Annotated in this window: 17 protein-coding genes; 4 read left to right on the top strand and 13 right to left on the bottom strand. The window is 67.6% G+C overall.

From position 1 onward, the window contains the following. Positions 1 to 3: 3 nt before the first annotated feature. The 8 genes from ACP93_RS00395 to ACP93_RS00360 all read right to left on the bottom strand — a co-directional run bounded on the left by ACP93_RS00395 (position 4) and on the right by ACP93_RS00360 (position 9,650). The gene (locus ACP93_RS00395; protein WP_010342667.1) at positions 4 to 840 is read right to left on the bottom strand and encodes a carbohydrate ABC transporter permease; all 837 of its coding nucleotides are present in this window, start codon (positions 838 to 840) and stop codon (positions 4 to 6) included. Beyond that, a complete protein-coding gene (locus ACP93_RS00390; protein WP_048488901.1) occupies positions 837 to 1,718 on the bottom strand; it encodes a carbohydrate ABC transporter permease in 882 nt (293 codons plus the stop codon). The genes ACP93_RS00395 and ACP93_RS00390 overlap by 4 nt, the downstream gene beginning before the upstream one ends. Beyond that, positions 1,715 to 3,010 (bottom strand): sugar ABC transporter substrate-binding protein, encoded by a 1,296-nt coding sequence (locus ACP93_RS00385; RefSeq protein WP_048488900.1) that lies wholly within the window; start codon positions 3,008 to 3,010, stop codon positions 1,715 to 1,717. Before ACP93_RS00385 ends, ACP93_RS00390 begins: the two co-directional genes overlap by 4 nt. Positions 3,011 to 3,021: 11 nt before the next feature. Further along, on the bottom strand, positions 3,022 to 4,605 hold the full coding sequence (locus tag ACP93_RS00380) for a glucoamylase family protein (RefSeq protein WP_228135930.1): 1,584 nt from the start codon (positions 4,603 to 4,605) through the stop codon (positions 3,022 to 3,024). Between the two features lie 136 nt (positions 4,606 to 4,741). Further along, positions 4,742 to 7,714, bottom strand: a complete 2,973-nt coding sequence (locus ACP93_RS00375) for a TonB-dependent receptor (protein ID WP_048488898.1) — start codon at positions 7,712 to 7,714, stop codon at positions 4,742 to 4,744. A 104-nt stretch (positions 7,715 to 7,818) separates the two neighbouring features. Next, positions 7,819 to 8,832: a LacI family DNA-binding transcriptional regulator gene (locus ACP93_RS00370; RefSeq protein ID WP_048488897.1), complete on the bottom strand. Its 1,014-nt coding sequence runs from the start codon at positions 8,830 to 8,832 to the stop codon at positions 7,819 to 7,821. A 237-nt stretch (positions 8,833 to 9,069) separates the two neighbouring features. Next, the gene (locus tag ACP93_RS00365; RefSeq protein WP_048488896.1) at positions 9,070 to 9,354 is read right to left on the bottom strand and encodes a BolA family protein; all 285 of its coding nucleotides are present in this window, start codon (positions 9,352 to 9,354) and stop codon (positions 9,070 to 9,072) included. Then, a complete protein-coding gene (locus ACP93_RS00360) occupies positions 9,351 to 9,650 on the bottom strand; it encodes a YciI family protein (RefSeq protein WP_048488895.1) in 300 nt (99 codons plus the stop codon). The genes ACP93_RS00365 and ACP93_RS00360 overlap by 4 nt, the downstream gene beginning before the upstream one ends. Positions 9,651 to 10,024: 374 nt before the next feature. On the opposite strand from ACP93_RS00360, the gene ACP93_RS00355 reads away from it, so the two are divergent. The 3 genes from ACP93_RS00355 to ACP93_RS00345 are packed head-to-tail and all read left to right on the top strand — an operon-like array spanning position 10,025 to position 13,525. Next, a complete protein-coding gene (locus ACP93_RS00355; protein ID WP_048488894.1) occupies positions 10,025 to 10,966 on the top strand; it encodes a segregation and condensation protein A in 942 nt (313 codons plus the stop codon). Between the two features lie 23 nt (positions 10,967 to 10,989). Further along, positions 10,990 to 11,979, top strand: a complete 990-nt coding sequence (gene scpB, locus ACP93_RS00350; protein WP_048488893.1) for an SMC-Scp complex subunit ScpB — start codon at positions 10,990 to 10,992, stop codon at positions 11,977 to 11,979. Further along, positions 11,972 to 13,525 (top strand): pseudouridine synthase, encoded by a 1,554-nt coding sequence (locus ACP93_RS00345; protein ID WP_048488892.1) that lies wholly within the window; start codon positions 11,972 to 11,974, stop codon positions 13,523 to 13,525. The genes scpB and ACP93_RS00345 overlap by 8 nt, the downstream gene beginning before the upstream one ends. 173 nt (positions 13,526 to 13,698) lie before the next feature. Here the strand turns inward: ACP93_RS00345 and ACP93_RS00340 are convergent, their stop codons facing one another. Next, positions 13,699 to 14,145 (bottom strand): pesticin immunity protein, encoded by a 447-nt coding sequence (locus ACP93_RS00340; protein ID WP_048488891.1) that lies wholly within the window; start codon positions 14,143 to 14,145, stop codon positions 13,699 to 13,701. A gap of 245 nt (positions 14,146 to 14,390) precedes the next feature. Between ACP93_RS00340 and ACP93_RS00335 the strand changes: the two genes are divergently transcribed. Beyond that, entirely contained in the window at positions 14,391 to 15,098 is a 708-nt protein-coding gene (locus tag ACP93_RS00335; RefSeq protein ID WP_228135916.1) for a hypothetical protein, read from the top strand. Positions 15,099 to 15,300: 202 nt separating this feature from the next. Here the strand turns inward: ACP93_RS00335 and ACP93_RS00330 are convergent, their stop codons facing one another. The 4 genes from ACP93_RS00330 to ACP93_RS00315 all read right to left on the bottom strand — a co-directional run bounded on the left by ACP93_RS00330 (position 15,301) and on the right by ACP93_RS00315 (position 18,568). Next, positions 15,301 to 15,738: a hypothetical protein gene (locus ACP93_RS00330; RefSeq protein ID WP_048488889.1), complete on the bottom strand. Its 438-nt coding sequence runs from the start codon at positions 15,736 to 15,738 to the stop codon at positions 15,301 to 15,303. 475 nt (positions 15,739 to 16,213) lie between these two features. Further along, complete coding sequence (locus ACP93_RS00325; protein ID WP_048488888.1) at positions 16,214 to 17,041, bottom strand: amidohydrolase; 828 nt, start codon at positions 17,039 to 17,041, stop codon at positions 16,214 to 16,216. Beyond that, positions 17,038 to 17,346 (bottom strand): hypothetical protein, encoded by a 309-nt coding sequence (locus ACP93_RS00320; RefSeq protein ID WP_048488887.1) that lies wholly within the window; start codon positions 17,344 to 17,346, stop codon positions 17,038 to 17,040. The genes ACP93_RS00325 and ACP93_RS00320 overlap by 4 nt, the downstream gene beginning before the upstream one ends. Before the next feature lie 73 nt (positions 17,347 to 17,419). Then, positions 17,420 to 18,568: a pyridoxal phosphate-dependent aminotransferase gene (locus ACP93_RS00315; RefSeq protein ID WP_048488886.1), complete on the bottom strand. Its 1,149-nt coding sequence runs from the start codon at positions 18,566 to 18,568 to the stop codon at positions 17,420 to 17,422. Positions 18,569 to 18,759: the final 191 nt, after the last annotated feature.

Below are 18,759 nucleotides of genomic sequence, written 5' to 3'. Positions count from 1 at the left end.
GCCTCACCCCTTCACGCTGCCGAGCAGCAGGCCCTGGATGTAGTAGCGCTGCAACGCCAGGAACAGCGCCAGTACCGGGATCACGGTGACCACGGCACCCGCCATCATCATCTCCACGTCCATGATGTGCTCGCGCGACAGCGCCGCCAGCGCCACCGGCAAGGTGTAGTGCTCCTGGTCGGTCAGCACGATCAGCGGCCACATGAAGTCGTTCCACGCCGCCATGAAGGTGAAGATGGTCAGCGTCACCAGCACCGGCTTGAGCATCGGCAGCACGATCTGGAAGAAGATCCGCAGCTCGCCGGCGCCGTCGATGCGGGCGGCCTCCAGCAGTTCGTCCGGGATGGAACGCGCGTACTGGCGCACCAGGAAGATGCCGAACACCGTCGCCAGCGCCGGCACGACCACGCCGCCGAAGTTGTTAACCAGATGCAGCTGCTTCATCAACAGGAACAACGGCAGCATCGCCACCTGCGCCGGGATCACCAGCGCCGCCAGCAGGATCTGGAAGATCCGTTCCTTGCCGACGAAGCGCAGCTTGGCGAAGGCATAGCCGGCCATGGTGTTGATCAGCAGCGAGCCGAAGGTGATCGCGCACGACACCAGCAAGCTGTTGGCGAAGTTGCGGGCCATGCCGGTGCGCGAGAACAGCTCGCCGTAATTGGCCAGGGTGGCGCCGGTGGGCAACATCGGCGGCGGGAAGCGGCTGGCCTGCCCCGCCGGCATGAACGACACCGACACCATCCACAACAGCGGCGCCAGGCTGATCACGGCGAGCAGCAGCAGCCCGCCGTTGACCAGCAGCGTGTTCCAGCGCGAGGCGCCGATCTCCCGGCTCATACCAGGTCCCTCTTGCGGCCGAAGCGCAGCATCACCGTCGTCACTCCCAGGATGATCAGGAACAGCAGGAACGCCACCGCCGAGGCGCGGCCGAGGTTCCACCACTTGAAACCTTCCTCGAACATGTAATACAGCACGCTGACCGTGCTCTGCAGGGGATCGCCGCGGGTCATCACATAGGGTTCGGCGAACAGCTGGAAGTAGCCGGACACGGTGATCACCCCAACCACCAGCAACACCGGCCCCAGCATCGGCAAGGTGATGTGCAGGAACTGCCGCCACTTCGAGGCGCCGTCGATGCGCGCCGCCTCGTACAGGTCCTGCGGGATGGCCTGCAGGCCGGCGAGGAAGATCACCATGTTGTAGCCAAAGTTCTTCCACACCGCGAACAGCATGATGGTCGGCATCGCCCAGTGCGGGTCGCCCAGCCAGTCGATCGGGCCGATACCCAGGTGCGCCAGGCCGTAGTTGACCAGGCCGTAGCTGGTGTGGAACAGGTAGCGCCAGATCACCGCCACCGCCACCAGGGTGGTCACCACCGGCGCAAACAAGGCGGTGCGGAACAGCGCCTTGAACCGTGCCACCGGCGCGTTCAGCAGCAGCGCCGCGCCCAGCGAGGCGCCGATGGACAGCGGCACGCCGACGATCACGAAGTACGTGGTGTTCCACAGCGACTTCCAGAACATCGGCGTCTGCAGCAACTCGAGGTAGTTGCCGAAGCCGACGAAGCGCAGGTTGTGGCGGTCGGCCAGCGAATACAGGTCGAAGTCGGTGACGCTCAGCGCCAGCGCCGACAGCACCGGCAGGCCGAAGAACACGCCGATCACGATCAGCGCCGGGCCGGCGAACAGCCAGCCGATCAGGGAACCGCGCTTCATGGCGCCGCTCCCGCGGCCGGCGCCGCCGTGCCTTCGCGATGCTGCTGGTGGATCCAGCGGCGTTTCTCCAGGATCTCGTCGACCCGCTTGTCCAGTTCCCGCATCGCCTTCTCCTGCGGTTCGCCGCCGCGCACCACCCGCTCGGTGGCCAGCCGCATCTCCTGCACGATGCGCTCCCACTCCAGGACCTTCGGTGCCGGCTTGACCCGCTCCAACTGATCGCGGAACGCATGCGCCAGCGGATCGTCGGCCAGCGACGGATACGCCCAGGTGCTGCGCCGCGGCGGCATGTCGCCGATCAGCGCGTGGAAGCGCGCCTGGATCTGCGGCCGCGACAGGAACTCGATCAGCTTCCAGGCCGCATCCTTGTGCTCGGACTTGCGGAAGATCACCAGGCTGGTGCCGCCGGCGATCCCGGCACCGGGACCGTCCGGACCGGGCAGCGGCATGGTGCCCCATTGGTCCTTGAGCGCCGGCGGCTGCACCTTGCGGAACTCGCGGATGTTCCACGGGCCGGAGATGTAGAACGCATAGAAGCCGTTGAAGAACTCGTCCCAGACGTTGGAGATCTGCGTCTCCGACATCTTCGGCGCCCAGCCCTGGTCGAACATGTTGGCGTAGAACGCCAGCGCCTTGCGGAAGCCGGGGCTTTCGAAATTGCCGTAGTTGTCGTGGTCGCGCAGCAGCGGATCAGGCATCTGCAGACCCAGCGACAGCTGCTGCTCGAACTCGTTGAGCGGCATCAGGATCGCGTAGCGCTTGGGCCCGACGTGCTTCTTCACCGCCGCCATCGCCTGCTCCCACTCGGCCCAGGTCTGCGGCAGCTTGGTCACCCCGGCGTCGCGCAGCATGTCCTTGCGGTAGAACAGCAGGCGCGTGTCCACGTACCAGGGGATGCCGTAGAGATGGCCATCGATGACGCTGGTGTCCCAGATGCCGGGGAAGTAGTCCTTCGGATCGACCACCTTGGAGCGGTCGACATAGGGCTGCAGCGGCTGCAGCGTGCCCAGTTCGGCGAATTCCGGGATCCAGGTGTTGCCCAGCTGGCACACGTCCGGCAGGCCGTCGGCGGCGAAGGCGGTGAGCAGCTTCTCGTGCGCGGCGGTCCACGGGATGTTCTGGATGTCCACGTGGATGCCGGGATTCTCCTTCTCGAACTGCGGGATCAGTTCGGCCACCACCTCGGCCTCGCGGCCCATTGCCCAGAATCGCACCACCTCGCCCTGCGGCGCGCGTGCGCAGCCGCACACCGCCACGACCAACAGACCCAACGACAACCAACGACCGATCATGCGTGCTGTGCTCATTCCGGCTGCTGCGGCTGGCGCTGGGCGGGGTTGGGCTGCGCCTCGGCGGCGGCGGCGCGCGACTCGGCGATGCCCAGCGCACGCGCATTGGCCGCCTGCTCGTCCTTCTTCGGCAACGGCTGGGCCTCGCCCTCCGGGGTCAGCCAGCCGCCGGTGAAGCCGGCGCGCTCCAGCCCGGTGCGCAGGTACTTGTTCTTCTTCATCACGTTCCAGACGAACTCGTTGCGGTAGTTGGCGATCATGGTGACGATCGCACCCTGATCGATGCCGATGTAGTCGCCGGCCACCCAGCCGCGGTTGGGGATCATGCGGCCGGTCTTGAGCGGAATATCGTAGTTGAAGCTGGGGTTGAACGAATCCAGGAAGCCGTAGCTCGAATACACGAAATCGCCGAAGCGCTTGTGCATTTCCTGGGTCGCCGGGATCACCACCTCCGGCGCGAACACGATTGAGGACACCGCCGCGGTCGGCGCGATGGTGCCGTCGTCGAAGGCCTCGAACAGGCCGGCGCCGCGCGTGCGGTAGTGGAAGAACTGGCGCTGTTCGCCGCGGTACTCCTGGGTGGTGTTCTGCGGACCGTCGCTGGCGGTCAGGCCCCACACGTTCTCGCCGTACTCCTTCCACTTCATCGGATTGTCGATGGCGTACTCGCGCTGCGCCAGCGTGGCGCGGCGGCTGTTGAGGAAGTAGTCGATGCCGTGCTCGCGCATGTACTGGTCCTGGATGTCGCGGAAGTCGATCCAGACGTGGTTGTACTGGTGCGCGAACAGCGGGCCGAACGCCAGGTATTCCTGGCCGTAGTACACGCCCCAGTCCTTGTTGTAGGTGCGCGTCCATTCCTGCCACGCGTCCGGCTCGATCGGATGCGTGGGCGAACCCAACGCCAGCAGATACACCATCATGCCTTCGTTGTAGCCCATCCAGTCGTGCTGGATGAAGCCGCGCTCGGGGTACCAGCCCATCGTGATCAGCGGCTTGCGCTGCTGCATCCACGGCCAGTCCACGCGACGATACAGGGTATCGGCGATCTGGCGGATCTCCTTCTCGTCGGCGGTGTCGCCTTCGTAGTAGGACTGGGCGAACAGCACCCCCATCATCAACAGCGCGGTGTCGATGGTCGACAATTCCACCCACTGGTCGTAGCGCAGCCCCTTCTGCATGTCCAGGAAGTGGTAGTAGAAGCCCTTGTAGCCGGCGCGGCCGGTGCGCTGCGGGCCGACCGGCACGTCGCGCAGGAAGCGCAGCGTGGTCAGGGTGCGCTGCACCGCCTGCTCGCGGCTGATCCAGCCGTTTTCGTAACCGATCGGATAGACGGTAAGGGCGAAGCCGATCGAGGCGATGGACGCGAAGGGCCGCGACGGATAGCGGTCCACCGCCATGCCGTTCTGTTCGTTGGTGGTGTCCCAGAAGAACTGGAAGGTGCGGCGTTCGATGTCCTCGAACAGGGGCGGCAATTCCGGCTTCGACAGTTTCGGCGGCAACTCGGCCTCGACCAGGATCACCTTGACCGGCTTCTTCTCCACCGCCTTCGGCTCCTCGTCGGTCTTCTTGCACGCCGTCAGCAGCACCCCTGCCGCCATCACCATCAACGAAAACCTGATGAAACTGCCCTGCTTCTTCATCGTGCCCCCCGTGAAATCGTTTACATGCACGCAAAAAATAACCCACTTCCGCATCGCCGCGGCGCCCGGTGCACGGGTGCCGCGGCGGCCTTGCTTACCAGTTCAAGCCGAACGACAGCTTGAACGTCCGCATCGGCGAGGCGAGCACGCCGTTCGGCGTGCCGAACGCCGTGTTCAGGTCGGCGTAGGTGCCGGTCGCGGTGTTGTAGTCCGCATAGTTGGTCCAGTTGAACAGGTTGATGACATCGGCGCGCACGTTGAACTTGATGCCCGATCCGGTATCCCATTCCTTGTTCGCCGCCAGGCTGAATTCCTTGTAGCCCAGCGTGGAATCCGGCTTGTACTGAATGATATAGCACTGGTCGTTGCCCGCCAGGCAGTTGGTGCCGTAACGCGGGGTCTGGCTGGCCAGCGACAGCTTGGCCGACAGGGTGATGTCGTAGGGCAGATCGTAGATGCCGGTGACCACCAGGCGGTTCTTCGGGATGCCGCCGGCCTCACGCCAGCCATAGCCGGCCATCGACGGCTGGTCCAGCGCGTAGTGCTCGCCGTACTGCCGGTTCTCCTTGGCATCGGAGAAGGTGTACGCCACGGTCAGGCCCCAGCCGGACTCCTTGTCGTAGGGCTTGTCCAGCTTCAGCGCCAGTTGGTTGTTGCGCGTCTTCAGGCCGTTGGTGCCGAGCACGATCGCGCTGTAGCCATTGGGCGAGTCGGTCGGCACGCCGGAGGTGGTGCCGGGCAGGAAGAACGAACCGTCGGCACGGCGATTGCCGCGCAGGAACACGAAGCCGTCCTCGCTGACGATGCGGCTCAGGGTCACGTCCGTGTACCAGTCGTTGCCCCAGAAATGCACCATGTTGCGCATGCCCAGGCTGAACTGGTCGGAGTACGGCACCTTGATGTTGTTATCGATCAGGTAGACCTCGCGGCCACCGCCGGCGCCACCGGTGTTGGACGCCGCCAGCCCGTTCAGGCCGGCCTGGGTCGCATAGTTCGGATCCCACGCCACGCACGGCTGGCCGAGGCACGGCGTGTTGGCGCTGCTGAAGTAGTAGCTGTAGGAGCGGAAGTTGTTGTTGAGCTGCTCCAGCGCCAGGTAGTCGAACAGGTTGCGGTCGTAGGCACGGCCGGCACCGCCGTAGATCACGTGCGCCTGGTCGCCGAACAGGTCGTAGGAGAAGCCCAGGCGCGGTTGCCAGGCGTCCTTGAACGCCTTGCGGTTGTTGCCGGTGCTGATGTAGTTGGCGATGTCGTAGTTGGCGTTGTCCAGGTTGCGCCAGTTCAGCAGCGCGCTGGCGACGTCGGCCGGGGTGACGAAGTCGAGGAACGACGGGGTCTTCTCGTAGTCGTAGCGCACGCCCAGGTTCAGGGTCAGGTGCTCGTTGACCTCCCAGTCGTCCTGCAGATAGATGCCGTACTGCTTGTTCTGCGACTGCACCGAACCGCCGTCGCCGGTGTCGCCGAAACGCACCCGGTACGGCGTGCCGACATCGCTGAGGATGTTGTAGTAGTACTGCGGATTGGCCGGATTGATCTGGGTCGAATCGAGCTGGATGTCCTTGTACTTCACCCCCATCTTGATGGTGTGGCTGCCGTGCCACTCGAGGCTGTTGAGGGTCAGGTCGTCCTGCAGGGTCCAGCCCTTCTGGCCCTTGTTCTGGAAGCTGCTGCCGGCGCCGGCGCTGAGGATGGTGGTCTCGTTGCCGGCCTGCGGCACGTAGGACAGCACATAGCCGCTGCCGTCGGTGAGCGGGGTCTGGGTCCAGAACGCGCTCTCGTAGCTCAGGTTCAGATCGTTGAGGAAGGCCTCGCCGCTGTACTGCCAACGCAGGTTGGCGCGCTTTTCCTTCTGCCCGTTGCTGCTGCCGTGCTGGTAGGTGGTGGTGTCGCCGATGTCCGACAGCTCGTCTTCCTTGCGGTACTTGCCGGTCAGCTCGAACAGGTTGTTGTCGCCCAGGGTCCAGTCGATCTTGCCGAAGTACAGGTCTTCCTTGAACGGCGTGCTGTAGGTGGCCACCAGCGGCTGCAGCTGCGCCGGCAACTGGTCGACGCGGTCGGCGTAGATGCCGCCCGGGATCACCGTGTTCGGCGTGGTGTATTCCTTGGCCTCGTAGGCCACGAAGAAGTGCGCGCGGTCCTTGAGGATCGGGCCGCTGAAGGTGGCGCCGTACTGGGTCTCGGAGAAGTCGTCGCGCTGGCCGGCCTTGCGCTCCAGCGGGCTTTCGGCACGCCAGTCGTCGTTGGTCGTATCCCAGAAGAAGCTGCCGTGGAAATCGTTGGTGCCGGACTTGGTCGAAGCGACGATCGCCGCGCTGCTGACCTGGTCGAACTCGGCCTTGTAGTTGGAGGTGATGACCTTGTACTCGCCGATCGCCGACTGCGGGAACGGATTGCCACGGCTGGAATCCTGGCCGCTGACGCCGCCGGTCAGCACATAGTTCTTCTGGCTGATGCCGTCGATGTAGACGTTGGTGCCGTTGGCCGAGGTCGCGCCGGAGCGCACCGTGGTGTTGCCCTTGGCGTCGCGCTGGAACTGCACGCTCGGCACGCTGTCAGCCAGCTCCAGGAAGTTGCGCGTGGCCTGCGGCAGCTTCTCGATCTGCACATTGGAAATATAGGTGGCGTTCTCCGAGGTGCGGGTTTCCACCAGCACCGGCGGCGCCTGCACCTGTACCGCGTCGAGCGTGGTCGCGCCCTGCCCGCTGGCGGTGGCCGCTTCGCCACCCACACCCAGGTCCAGGGTCGCGGTCTGGCCGACCTGCACGGTGACGTTCTGCGAGGTGGTCTTGCCGTCGGCGTTGACGTCGATGCGATAGGAACCCGGCGGCAGGCCGCCGACCGAATAGGTGCTGTTGCTGGTCTGCACGCTGCGGGTCAGACCGGTGGCCAGGTTGGTGGCGGTGACCTGCGCGGACGCGGCGGGCGCCGAATCGACCTTGACCTGGCCGCGAATGGTGGCGCCGGTGCTCTGCGCGAATGCCGGCGCGGCGCCCAGCAGCAGGCAACTGGCGAGAGCGCAGCTCAACAGCTTGCGCGAGGGCCGGGTGGAGTGCGGGGTGTGTTGCATGTGGGGTTTCCCTCCAGGAAAGACGTGGTGCTCGTTATGGGTGGTGCGTGGTGCTTCGATGGTCGAAGTGGAACAAGCGATGCGGCGCGAACGTTCGCGTCGCATCAGGAACGGGCCGTGCTGGAATCGCGCACGACCAACGTAGGAACCAGGGTCTGCCGCTGCCGGTCGTCCGCGTCGGGCCGATCGATCAGGTGCAGGAGGCGATGCATCGCCTGCTCACCAAGCCCGGCGATGCTGACGCGCATGGTGGTGAGGGATGGGTGAACGAAACGCGCCAGCGGAATGTCGTCGAAGCCGGCGAGCGCGACGTCGTCGGGCACGCGCACATCGCGTTGGGTGAAGGCGTACAGGCAACCGAGCGCGGTCATGTCATTGGCGGCGAACACCGCATCGGGCAGCGCGCCGGCCTGCAGCATCGCCTGTCCGGCGCGATAGCCGGAAGCTTCGTCGAAGTCGCCCGGAAACTCCTCGCCGTGCGCTTGCCCGGGATGGCGCGCGATGGCGTCGCGGAAGCCACGCAGGCGTTCGCGCGCGTCGAAATTCAATTCCGGGCCGCCGATGAAGGCGATGCGGCGATGCCCCATCGCCAGCAGGTGTTCGGTCATCGCCACCGCGCCGGCATGGTCGTCGATGCTCAGCACCGGGTACTCGGTGCCCGGCAGATGGGTGTTGATCAACACCGTCGGCAGCGCCTGCGGCAGGTTGTCGGTGAGGAAGCCGGGGCGCTCGGCATACGGCGACAGCACCAGCAGGCCATCGACGCGGCCGCGCATTGCCCGCAGCGCCCGTCCCTGTTCTTCCGGGTCGCCGTGGTAGCTGGACACCAGCAGGTGCTGGCGGCGCGCGCGGGCGGCGCCGTCGATGCCGCGGATCAGTTCGGAGAAGAATTCGCCGTACAGGTCCGGCAGCACCACGCCCAGCGTCTGGGTGCGGCGGCTGCTGAGGCTGCGCGCCGCCGCATGCGGGCTGTAGCGCAGGCGCTCGGCCACTTCCAGGACCAGGGTCCGCACCGGCGCGGCCACGTTCTCGTGGCCGTTGAGCGCACGCGACACGGTGGCCACGGAGACCCGGGCCTCACGTGCGACGTCTTTGATGGTGACCGCGCTCTTCGCCATCGTGCCGCCCTCCGCGGCAGAGACCTTGAGAAACTGGCGCGGACTGTAATCGTTTTCAGCGCGAGGCAGAAGCCTTTTGTTATTTTTCCAATAAAAGTCTTGTTTTTCAGTCGCTTGAATAATGCGAAACCGGTCGGAATCGTACCGCAGCGCAACATAATCCAGGTGCGGATTCCGCTTTCCCGCGGGGTGCGCACCCCGTTTCCGGGCCAGCGGCACCCCTTCCCGCCGCGGGCATCAGCCGCCCGTGATCGGCACCTCGGCGTGGATCGACAACGCATGGATGTCGGTCTGCATCATCTCGCCCAGCGCCGCGTAGACGGCGCGATGCCGGGCCAGCGGCGCCATCCCGGCGAAGGCCGCACTGACCACCCGGACATTGAAATGCCCGCGGCCATCGCGCGCGCCGGCGTGGCCGGCATGACGGTGGCTGTCGTCCTCCACTTCCAGCGCCTGCGGCGCGAACGCCGCTTCCAGCGCGGCGCGGATCCGCGCCACCCGCTCGGCGCCGACCTCGCTCATGGCAGCACCTTGCGGAACGGCCGCACCTCGACCCGGGCGTAGACGCCAGCGTCGACATACGGGTCGGCCTCGGCCCAGGCCCGCGCCTCGGCCAGCGAGTCGAACGCGGCCACCACCAGGCTGCCGCTGAAGCCGGCCGGGCCCGGATCCTCGGCGTCGATCGCCGGGCACGGCCCGGCCAGCAACAGCCGTCCGGCCTCCTGCAACTGGGTCAGCCGCTGCAGATGCGCCGGCCGCGCCGCCGCCCGCCGCGGCAGCGCCTCGGCCACGTCGTACCCCTCGATCACGTACCACATCGCGTCTTCGCCCTCGTTCCTGCATCCAGAGACATGTCATTGTAGGACCTGGCCCGGCGCGACGGCGCTGGACACCGACCCCGCCGGCGCATTACCCTTGGTCCCATTGCACGCGGCCGGATGCAGCGGCCCGTCGGTGATCGGCGACCCCAAGCCCCTTCCGACGACCGATTCGCTGCCTGACACCGCCCGCGCAGACGTCCTCCTCTGCAGTTCCCGCCGCCACGACACGCGTGGCGTGCGTCGTGTGTCTTGTTGAAGTACCGAGCGCGTTGCGGGGACGACGCGCCATTGAACCGCAGCACTGCCGGCAAGGAGCCGCGCCGGGTCGCGCCTGCCCGGCCCTTCGCTACCGCAACACCGATGTCCAACCGATGACCTCCGAACTCGCGCTCGACGCGAACCCGCCAATCCAGACGACCTCGCCACAGCAGCAGGAAATGCCGCTGGCGGTCGTGCATGGGCAACCGGTGCTGCAGATCCCGCAGGATCTTTACATCCCGCCGGACGCGCTGGAAGTGATCCTGGACGCGTTCGAAGGCCCGCTGGACCTGCTGCTGTACCTGATCCGCCGGCAGAACCTGGACATCCTGGACATCCCCGTCGCCGAGATCACCCGGCAGTACGTGGACTACATCAACGTGATGCAGGAGCTGCGCTTCGAACTGGCGGCCGAATACCTGGTGATGGCCGCGATCCTGGCCGAGATCAAGTCGCGGATGCTGCTGCCGCGGCCGCCGGCCGAGGACGGTGAGGAAACGGACCCGCGCGCTGAACTGGTCCGCCGCTTGCAGGAGTACGAACGCTTCAAGCAGGCGGCCGAGGACATCGACGCGCTGCCGCGGCAGGACCGCGACACCACCCCGGTACACGCCCACGTGCCGGACCGTGCCGCGGTCAAGCTGCCGCCGCCGGTGGAGCTGAAGGAAATGCTGCTGGCGCTGTACGACGTGCTCAAGCGCGCCGAACTGTTCAGCGGCCACGCGATCAAGCGCGAGGCGCTGAGCGTGCGCCAGCGCATGGGCGACGTGCTGGGCCGTCTGGACGACGGCAAGTTCCACCGTTTCGAATCGCTGTTCAGTACCGAAGAAGGCAAGCTCGGCGTGCTGGTCACCTTCCTGGCGCTGCTGGAACTGGCCAAGGAGCAGTTGCTGGACATCGTCCAGGAGCCGCTGGCGCACGTTCCCGCCGAGGCCACCGAGCGGCCACCGATGCCGCCGATCTACGTCAAGTCGCTGGCGCTGGGCAACACCAACGCACCACTGCAGTTCAACAGCGAGTTCGACGACAGCGACGCCGCCGACGCCACTACCTGAGCCCACCGAGAACCCGCCCCCGCATGGATCAAGCGCTGATCAACCGCATCGTCGAGGCCGCCCTGCTCGCCGCCAACCAGCCGTTGCCGCTGGCGCAGTTGCACGGCCTGTTCCCGGAGGAGGAACCCGCGCCGCCGGGCAGTATCGAGCGCGCGCTGGAACTGCTGCGCGAGGCCTGCGCGGACCGCGGCGTGGAACTGGTCGAAGTGGCGTCGGGGTTCCGCTACCAGGTGCGCAGCGACGTGCACGCCTGGGTGGCGCGGCTGTGGACCGAGCGCAAGACCCGCTACACCCGCGCCACGCTGGAGACCCTGGCGCTGATCGCCTACCGGCAGCCGATCACCCGCGGCGAGATCGAGCAGGTACGCGGCGTGGCGGTCAGCAGCAACATCATCCAGGCGCTGGAAGAACGCGAATGGATCCGCGTGGTCGGACACCGCGACGTGCCGGGCAAGCCGGCGCTGTTCGGCACCACCAAGACCTTCCTGGACTATTTCGGGCTCAAGCGCCTGGACGAACTGCCGCCGCTGTCCGAACTCAAGGACATCGGCGAACTGGAACCGCAGCTGCCGCTGGACCGCGACGCGCTGCCGGTCGGCGACATGGCCCAGGCCGACGCCGCCCCGGGTGATGACGCCGACCAGAGCAAGCAAGGCGCCCAGGGCGACACCATGGCGCAGGCCGCGGCCACCGACGAATCCGCCGAGCCCCGCGCGACGGCGCAGGCAGACGCGGCCGATGCCGCAGACGCCGATGCCGATGCCGATGCAGCAGACGCAAGCGACACCGCAGCACCGCACACCCCCGCGACCGACGACGCCGATGCGTCGACGGCCACGGATCCCACGACCGCCCCGACGGGCGAACCCGAAGCCGCGCCGGGAGAGCGCGCGGCGGATGCGAACGAAGCCGAAGACAACGCCGTCGCGACGACGACCGTGGCTGTTGACGATGCCGATTCCGAACCACAGGCCGACGCACAACGCGCCGGCCGGAGCCAAGTAAATGAGTGACACCTCCCGCAAGCTGTCGTTGAACAAGCTCTCGCTCAAGCGCGACGCCGCTGCCGCCGAGCAGCCGAAACTGGAAGAACGCCTGCACAAGGTCCTGGCCCAGGCCGGGCTGGGGTCGCGCCGGGCGCTGGAACAGCGCATCGCCGACGGCCTGGTCAAGGTCAACGGCGAGGTCGCGCAGACCGGCATGTCGATCCGCAGCGGCGACAAGATCGAGCTGGACGGCCGCAGCTTCGTTGCCAGCGCGCTGACCGAGCCCTCGCGCGTGCTCATCTACAACAAGCCCGAAGGCGAAGTGACCACGCGCGAAGATCCCGAAGGCCGCCCGACCATCTTCGAAGCGCTGCCGGCGCTGAAGGGCGCGCGCTGGATCGCGATCGGCCGCCTGGACATCAACACCACCGGCCTGCTGCTGCTCACCACCGACGGCGAGCTGGCCAACGCGATGATGCACCCCTCCTACGAGATCGAGCGCGAGTACGTGGTGCGCGTGCGCGCCCCGGAAGGCGAAGAGACCGTGCCCGACAGCATGATCGAGCGGCTCTCGCGCGGCGTGCTGCTGGAGGACGGCGGCGCCAAGTTCGACGAGATCGAACGCATCGGCGGCACCGACTCGCACGACTGGTTCCGGGTGGTGGTGAAGGAAGGCCGCAACCGCGAAGTGCGGCGGTTGTGGGAATCGCAGGGCTGCCAGGTCAGCCGGCTCAAGCGCACCCGCTACGGCAAGATCGCGCTGCCGCGCGAACTGCTGCGCGGGCACTCGATGGAACTGGCGCAGGACAAGGTCGAGGCGCTGCGCGCCGAGCTGAAGCTGGAGGAAGGCACCCCGTCGGCGCTGACCCTGCAGCCGGTGATCGGCCAGCGCAAGGCGGCCAAGGCCACCGTGCAGGTCGGCCGCGGCGGCAACGCCTACGTCAACGGCCACAACACCGCCGACGAAGGCCGCGAGCTGCGCCGCTTCGACAATTTCCGCGAGGACCGCGGCCGTGGCCGCGGCGGCAAGAAGCCGCACGGCGGCCTGACCGTGAGCGGCGAAATGGCCGCCAAGCAGGCGCAGAAGCCGTTCAAGCAGCGCACGCCGAAGGGCCCCAAGCCGCTGCCGGACGGCAACCCCGCCGCGTTCCGCACCTGGTACGTGCCCGACGGTGTCAGCACCGGCCCGACCGGCCACCGCAACGCCGGTCCCGGCGGCCGCGGCCAGGGTCAAGGCCAGGGGCGTCCTTACGCCAAGCCGCGTCCGGCCGGTGCCGGCGCTGGTGCAGTTGCCGGCCAGGGCCGCGGTCCGGGCCAGGGCCAGGGGCAGCGCAAGGCGCACCCGTACGGACATCCGGCCAATGCGCCGAGCTTCCCGTCCGATCACGCCACCCCTGGCTTCAATCCCTACGGCGCCGCGCCGCGCGCAGCGCGCCCGGCCGGCGGCCAGAAGCGCGGCCCGGGTCCGGGCGGGCGCCCCGGCGGCGGCAACCGCCCGGCCGGCGGTCGTCCTCCGGGCGGCGGCGGCCGTCCCGGTGGTGGCGGCAACCGTGGCGGTTCGCGCGGCGGCTGAGTGACGGCGCCGACGCGGCGTGCGTCGGCCAGCCCCGCTCCCGACAAGGGCGTCTGCGCAAGCGGCGCCCTTTTTCGTGGGGGCGCTACCGCCAGCGGGACTGCAACTGGCCGCTGGACGCCGGGGTCCGTGCCATGTACGTGAGGCGGTCCGCACCACGACCGCCCGCTCGCTCACGCATCGACAGGATCGTTCCTGCAGTCCGCAAAGCCCGCGGGGACCTGCCTGGCGGTCCAGTTGCCGCGGGAAGATTTCGCAACGAGCAGCGCCGAGGTTGCGTTGTAGCTCGGGGCGCTTGTGTCGCCCGGCCTGGCAAGCCCGCTGTCATGGAAACACAGGCGCACCGACGTGGGATCGGCGGACAGCACCTCGAAGCGCATCATCCAGCCCTTGTCGGCCTGGAGCAGGCGCGCGCCATCGGCGGTTTTCGTGACGTCCACGAAGCCATAGTCCGCGAACGTCGTCTTCCCCGGCATGCGACGGGGACCGACCGAGTTGGGGAACGAGGTCAGGTCCAGGTGCTGGATGATCGCATCCGTGACGCCTGCCTCGTGCGAGGCGGCCAGGGACGACGCACTCATGCCAAGCGCGACAAGGCCAACCAGCATTCCGGCATTCATGAGGACGATCTCGCGCGCAGTGGGAGGATCGCGATGATATGCAGCGCCAAGGTCCGCGCTCAATGGCGATGACCGTGGCGGCTGGCGCCCAAGCGGCGCAGGATGCGTCTGCGCTGTTGAACGACATGCGTGTGGCGACACCAGCGCGCCCGGCCCTGCGCCGTTCGCCCTGAGCGGGCGAAGTCGATATCCTGGCGCATCCGGCCGCCGCCGCTGGCGGTCGCCCTCACCGACCAGGAATCCCGATGACACGGAAGATGAAGATCGCCCTGCCGCTGCTGATCGCCGGCGTGCTGAGCCTCGGCGCCTGCCAGAAGGCGCAGCAGAAGGCCCAGGAAGAGATCGCCGCGGCGCAGAACCCCTACCCGGCCAGTTCACCGCTGCATGCGCCGTTCGATCGCATGCTGCGCAAGCTGGCCAACGATCCGCGCTACGTGGCGCTGCTCAAGCAGAGCGGCCCGCAGGCGCAGCAGGCCGGCTTCCAACTGGCGCAGAACGGCATCGCGCGCCTGGACCACGCCACGCTGGAACAGCGCCTGCAGATCCTGTCGCAGGTCAGCGACAAGGTCGACGTGCCGCAGTGCGCCGTGCTGGCCCGTGGCGGCAATCCCAACGATGCGCAGGCGCTGAGCGCGGCGATGCTGTCGGGACTGGAAAAGCTGCCGCAGGCGCAGATCGACCGCTGGTTCGACGTCTCGCTGAAAGCCACCGACGCGGAGTTGAACAAGACCCCGGCGCAGCCGGTGACCCAGGAGCAGATCCAGGCGGCGATGGGCACCCTGGTCAAATCGCTGCCCGCCGACCAGCAGCAGCGCCTGATGCGGGTGCTGCCGCAGATCACCACGGCCAACGACGAGGATGCCTGCTGGACCGCACGCACGCTGTACCGCCAGGCACTGGCGACCCCGGAGCCGGTGCGCGGCCAGTTGGCCTGGGTGTTCGCGCAGCAGTAAGCGCGAGGTACACGCGAAGCGCGTCCCTCGCCCGGCGCGCTTCGTCGGATCGCGTTGCCTATCCAACGCACGACCAGTTCGCGACGAATCGCCGCGAGATCGTCGACACAAAAAAGAATCCAGGCGCACTGCGCCTGGATTCGATGCGTTTGCGTTTTCTTCGCCCTACCTGCAACACGACGGCAGGGCAGAACGCTGAACCTTACTTGCGGCGCTCGATCACGAAGTTGCCGACGTTGACGCCGAGATCGACACCTTCGCCGGTGCCGGCCAGGGCCAGCGAGATATCGCCCTTGGTGACGACCTGCGCGGTGCTGGACTTCACCACGCCGGCGTGCGCTTCGGCGGCGGCATAGGTGCCGAACAGGTCGTTGAGGCTGTAGGCGCCAGTGAAGGTGCCGCGGCCGCCGACAATCTTGGACTTGCCGACGGTCAGGCCACCGCCCTTGCTGCTGATCTTGACCGGGATCACCGCGCCGTCGTTGCAGGTGATGGTGCCGGTGCCCTTGGCGGTCTTGTAGAACACCGACCAGCCGGACAGGTTGAAGGAGAGCTTGCAATCGATGTTGCCGGCGGCCTGGGCCTGCGGCGCGACGACGGCGGCGCCCAGCAGCGCGAATAGAGAGAGCGACTTGATCATGTGGGCATTCCCGGTGGGTGGACTGGGCGCGAGAGTAGCAACGCGGGCGTCGTGGCCGCGACAAGGCTGCCAGGTCGCCGCGGGTGCGTTCAGCAGGCATTTCCACTCGCGGCGGGCAGGGCCGGACCCGGCCTGGCCGAGGCACAGGGAGGACGCGAGGACGGCGCCAAACATCTCCAGAACTCGTCTGCGGCGGCTTGGCCTGACTGCCTCGGTGCGTTGTAGGCGTCAACGAGCATGCAGCGGCGAGGTGCGAAGCACTTTCTGATGGCGTCATGCGTCGGGACTGAAGTCCCTCCCACAGTGCACCCGCCGGGCTTGCCGCAACATGCTGCGGAAGGGGCTCTCGCCGCCGTTTCGAAATCAGCCGCGACAGGGGTTACCGGGAAAGCCCGTCGCGGCTGAAGCCGCTCCTACAACCGGGGCCTTCAGGGATGGAAAAGGTGAGTCCTTCCGGCGTCGCTGGAACCGGACGCTAATCGTCCAGGCTGAAGGCGTCCGCATCGAGCATGGCCGGGAAGCGCGCGCGGTGCGCGGCCAACGAGGCGGCGGAGATGGTGGTGGTGGCCACCTGCTCGCGCTCGCGGATCTCCAGTTGCGGCTGGCCGAGGAAATCGATCACCGCGCTGTCGCCGGCGTAGTGCAGGTCGTTGCCGTCCACGCCGACCCGGTTGACCGCGGCCACGAAGCACAGGTTCTCGATCGCGCGCGCGCGCAGCAGCGTGCGCCAGGCGTAGGCACGTGCCGAGGGCCAGTTGGCGACGAACAGCTGCAGGTCGAAATCCATCTGTCCCGGGCGCTCGACGTCGTAGCGGTTGCGGCAGAACACCGGAAAGCGCAGGTCGTAGCAGACCTGCGGATTGATCCGCCAGCCCTTCCACTCCACGCACAGGCGCGCGCGGCCGGCGGCGTAGCGCAGGTGTTCGTTGCCGTAGCGGAACAGATGCCGCTTGTCGTAATGCTGCAATGCGCCGTCCGGCGTGGCCCACAGCAGGCGGTTGAACACCTTGGCCTCGCCATCGGCGCCAGGCACGCGCAACTGCACGCTGCCGGTCACCGCCGCGCCCAGCCGCACCGCCTGCTCGCGGATCCAGGCCACGGTCGGCCCGTCCATGTCCTCGGCCTGCGCCAGCGCGTCGTTGGAGAAACCGCTGGTGAAGGTCTCCGGCAGGATCACCAGGTCGGTGACGCGGGCCAGCGGCGCCAGCAGGTCGGCGTAGTGCGCGCGGTTGCCGGCCGGATCGTGCCAGCGGGTATCGCCCTGGACCAACGAGATCCTCAGATCCTGTGCCACCTGTGTCATCCCCAACGTACTCCGATGCAGATCGTGCCGACCAGGCACAGCAGGCACAGTGTAGGCGTTACCCATGGCAGATGGCGGACCAGGCGATTGGCCAGCGTGCCCCGCTCCTGCGGCGTCAGCAGCGCAAGATAGCGATCCACGTAGGCCTGCCGCCGGAACGGCACCATGCTGAAATCCATCCCGACCCGCTGGCCGCGATCGGCCAATCCCGTCAGCACATGCCCATAGAACAGCGCGCCGTCGACCACCGCACAAGCCGCGGCCAACCCAAACGTCACGCCGAAATAGATCCCAGCGACCGACATTCCCCACCCCGCACCAGGAACCCGCTTCTACGATTCCCCATTCCCGAACCCCCAATCCCGGCGCTTAAGCGCGCTACAGCGCGCGTAGACGCTCGATCGCCGCATCCAGCGTCGCCTCGTTCTTGGCGAAGCACAGCCGCGCCAGGCGCTGCCCCTGCGGCGGGTCCTGGTAGAACGGCGACAGCGGGATCGCCGCCACGCCCTTCTCGATGGTCAGCCACTTCACGAACTCGGTGTCGGGCAGGTCGCTGACCGCCGAATAGTCCACCAACTGGAAGTAGCCGCCCGGCACCGGCAGTGGTTTCAGCCGCGTGCCCAGCAACTGTTCGCGGAAGCGGTCGCGCTTGGCCTGGTAGAACGCGCCGAGCTGCTCGTCGTGCTCGGGCTCCTCGCGGATCATCGCGGCGAAGGCGTGCTGGGCCGGGCCGAAGCTGGCGAAGGTGTTGTACTGGTGGACCTTGCGGAACTCGGCACTGAGCGCCGGCGGCGCGATCGCGTAGCCGATCTTCCAGCCGGTGCAGTGATAGGTCTTGCCGAAGCTGGAGACGACGAAGGCGCGCTCGCGCAGCTCCGGCCAGCGCAGCACCGACTCGTGGCGGCGGCCGTCGAACACGATGTGTTCGTAGACCTCGTCGGAGATCAGGAAGATGTCGCTGCCGCGCAACAGCTCGCCCACCGCCTGCAGGTCGTCGGCGCCGAACATCGCCCCGGACGGGTTGTGCGGGCTGTTGAGCATCAGCAGGCGGGTGCGCGGGGTGATCGCCGCGCGCACGCGCTCCCAGTCCACCGCGAACGTGTGCGGGTCCAGCGGCACGTGCACCGCACGCGCGCCGGCCAGGTCGATCGCCGGCTCGTAGCTGTCGTAGGCCGGATCCAGCACGATCACCTCCTCGCCCGGGCGCACCACGGCGTGGATGGCGTTGAACAGCGCCTCGGTGGCGCCGCTGGTGACCGTGACCTCGGTATCGGCATCGACCTGGGCGCCGTAGCAGCGCAGCGCCTTCTCGGCGATCGCCTGGCGCAGCGCCGGCACGCCGGTCATCGGCGGGTACTGGTTGTGGCCGTCGCGCATGGCCCGGGCCAGCGCGTCGATCAGCCGCGGCGGCACCGGGAAGTCGGGAAAGCCCTGGCCCAGGTTGACCGCGCCATGCTCGGCGGCCAGTTGCGACATCACGGTGAAGATGGTGGTGCCCACCTTGGGCAGCTTGGTCTGCGGATGCATGCGGGGGATCTGCGGGCAGCGGGAAAACGCCGAGTGTACGCAAAGCCGCTTGCCGGCGATGCGTCAGCGGCCCGCCGCCCTTGCCGCAGCGCACGCACATCGCTGCACATGGCCGCCGCCGGCATCCGCCGGACGCCCGCATGCCGATACAATGCGCGCCTTCCCTGCCCCCTTCGCCGCCATCCGCCGCG

The sequence above is a fragment of the Xanthomonas sp. NCPPB 1128 genome (genome assembly GCF_001043115.1).
GTDB lineage: Bacteria > Pseudomonadota > Gammaproteobacteria > Xanthomonadales > Xanthomonadaceae > Xanthomonas_A.
The sequence above is the reverse complement of the archived record's forward strand: the minus strand, read 5'-3'. Positions and strand labels throughout refer to the sequence as shown.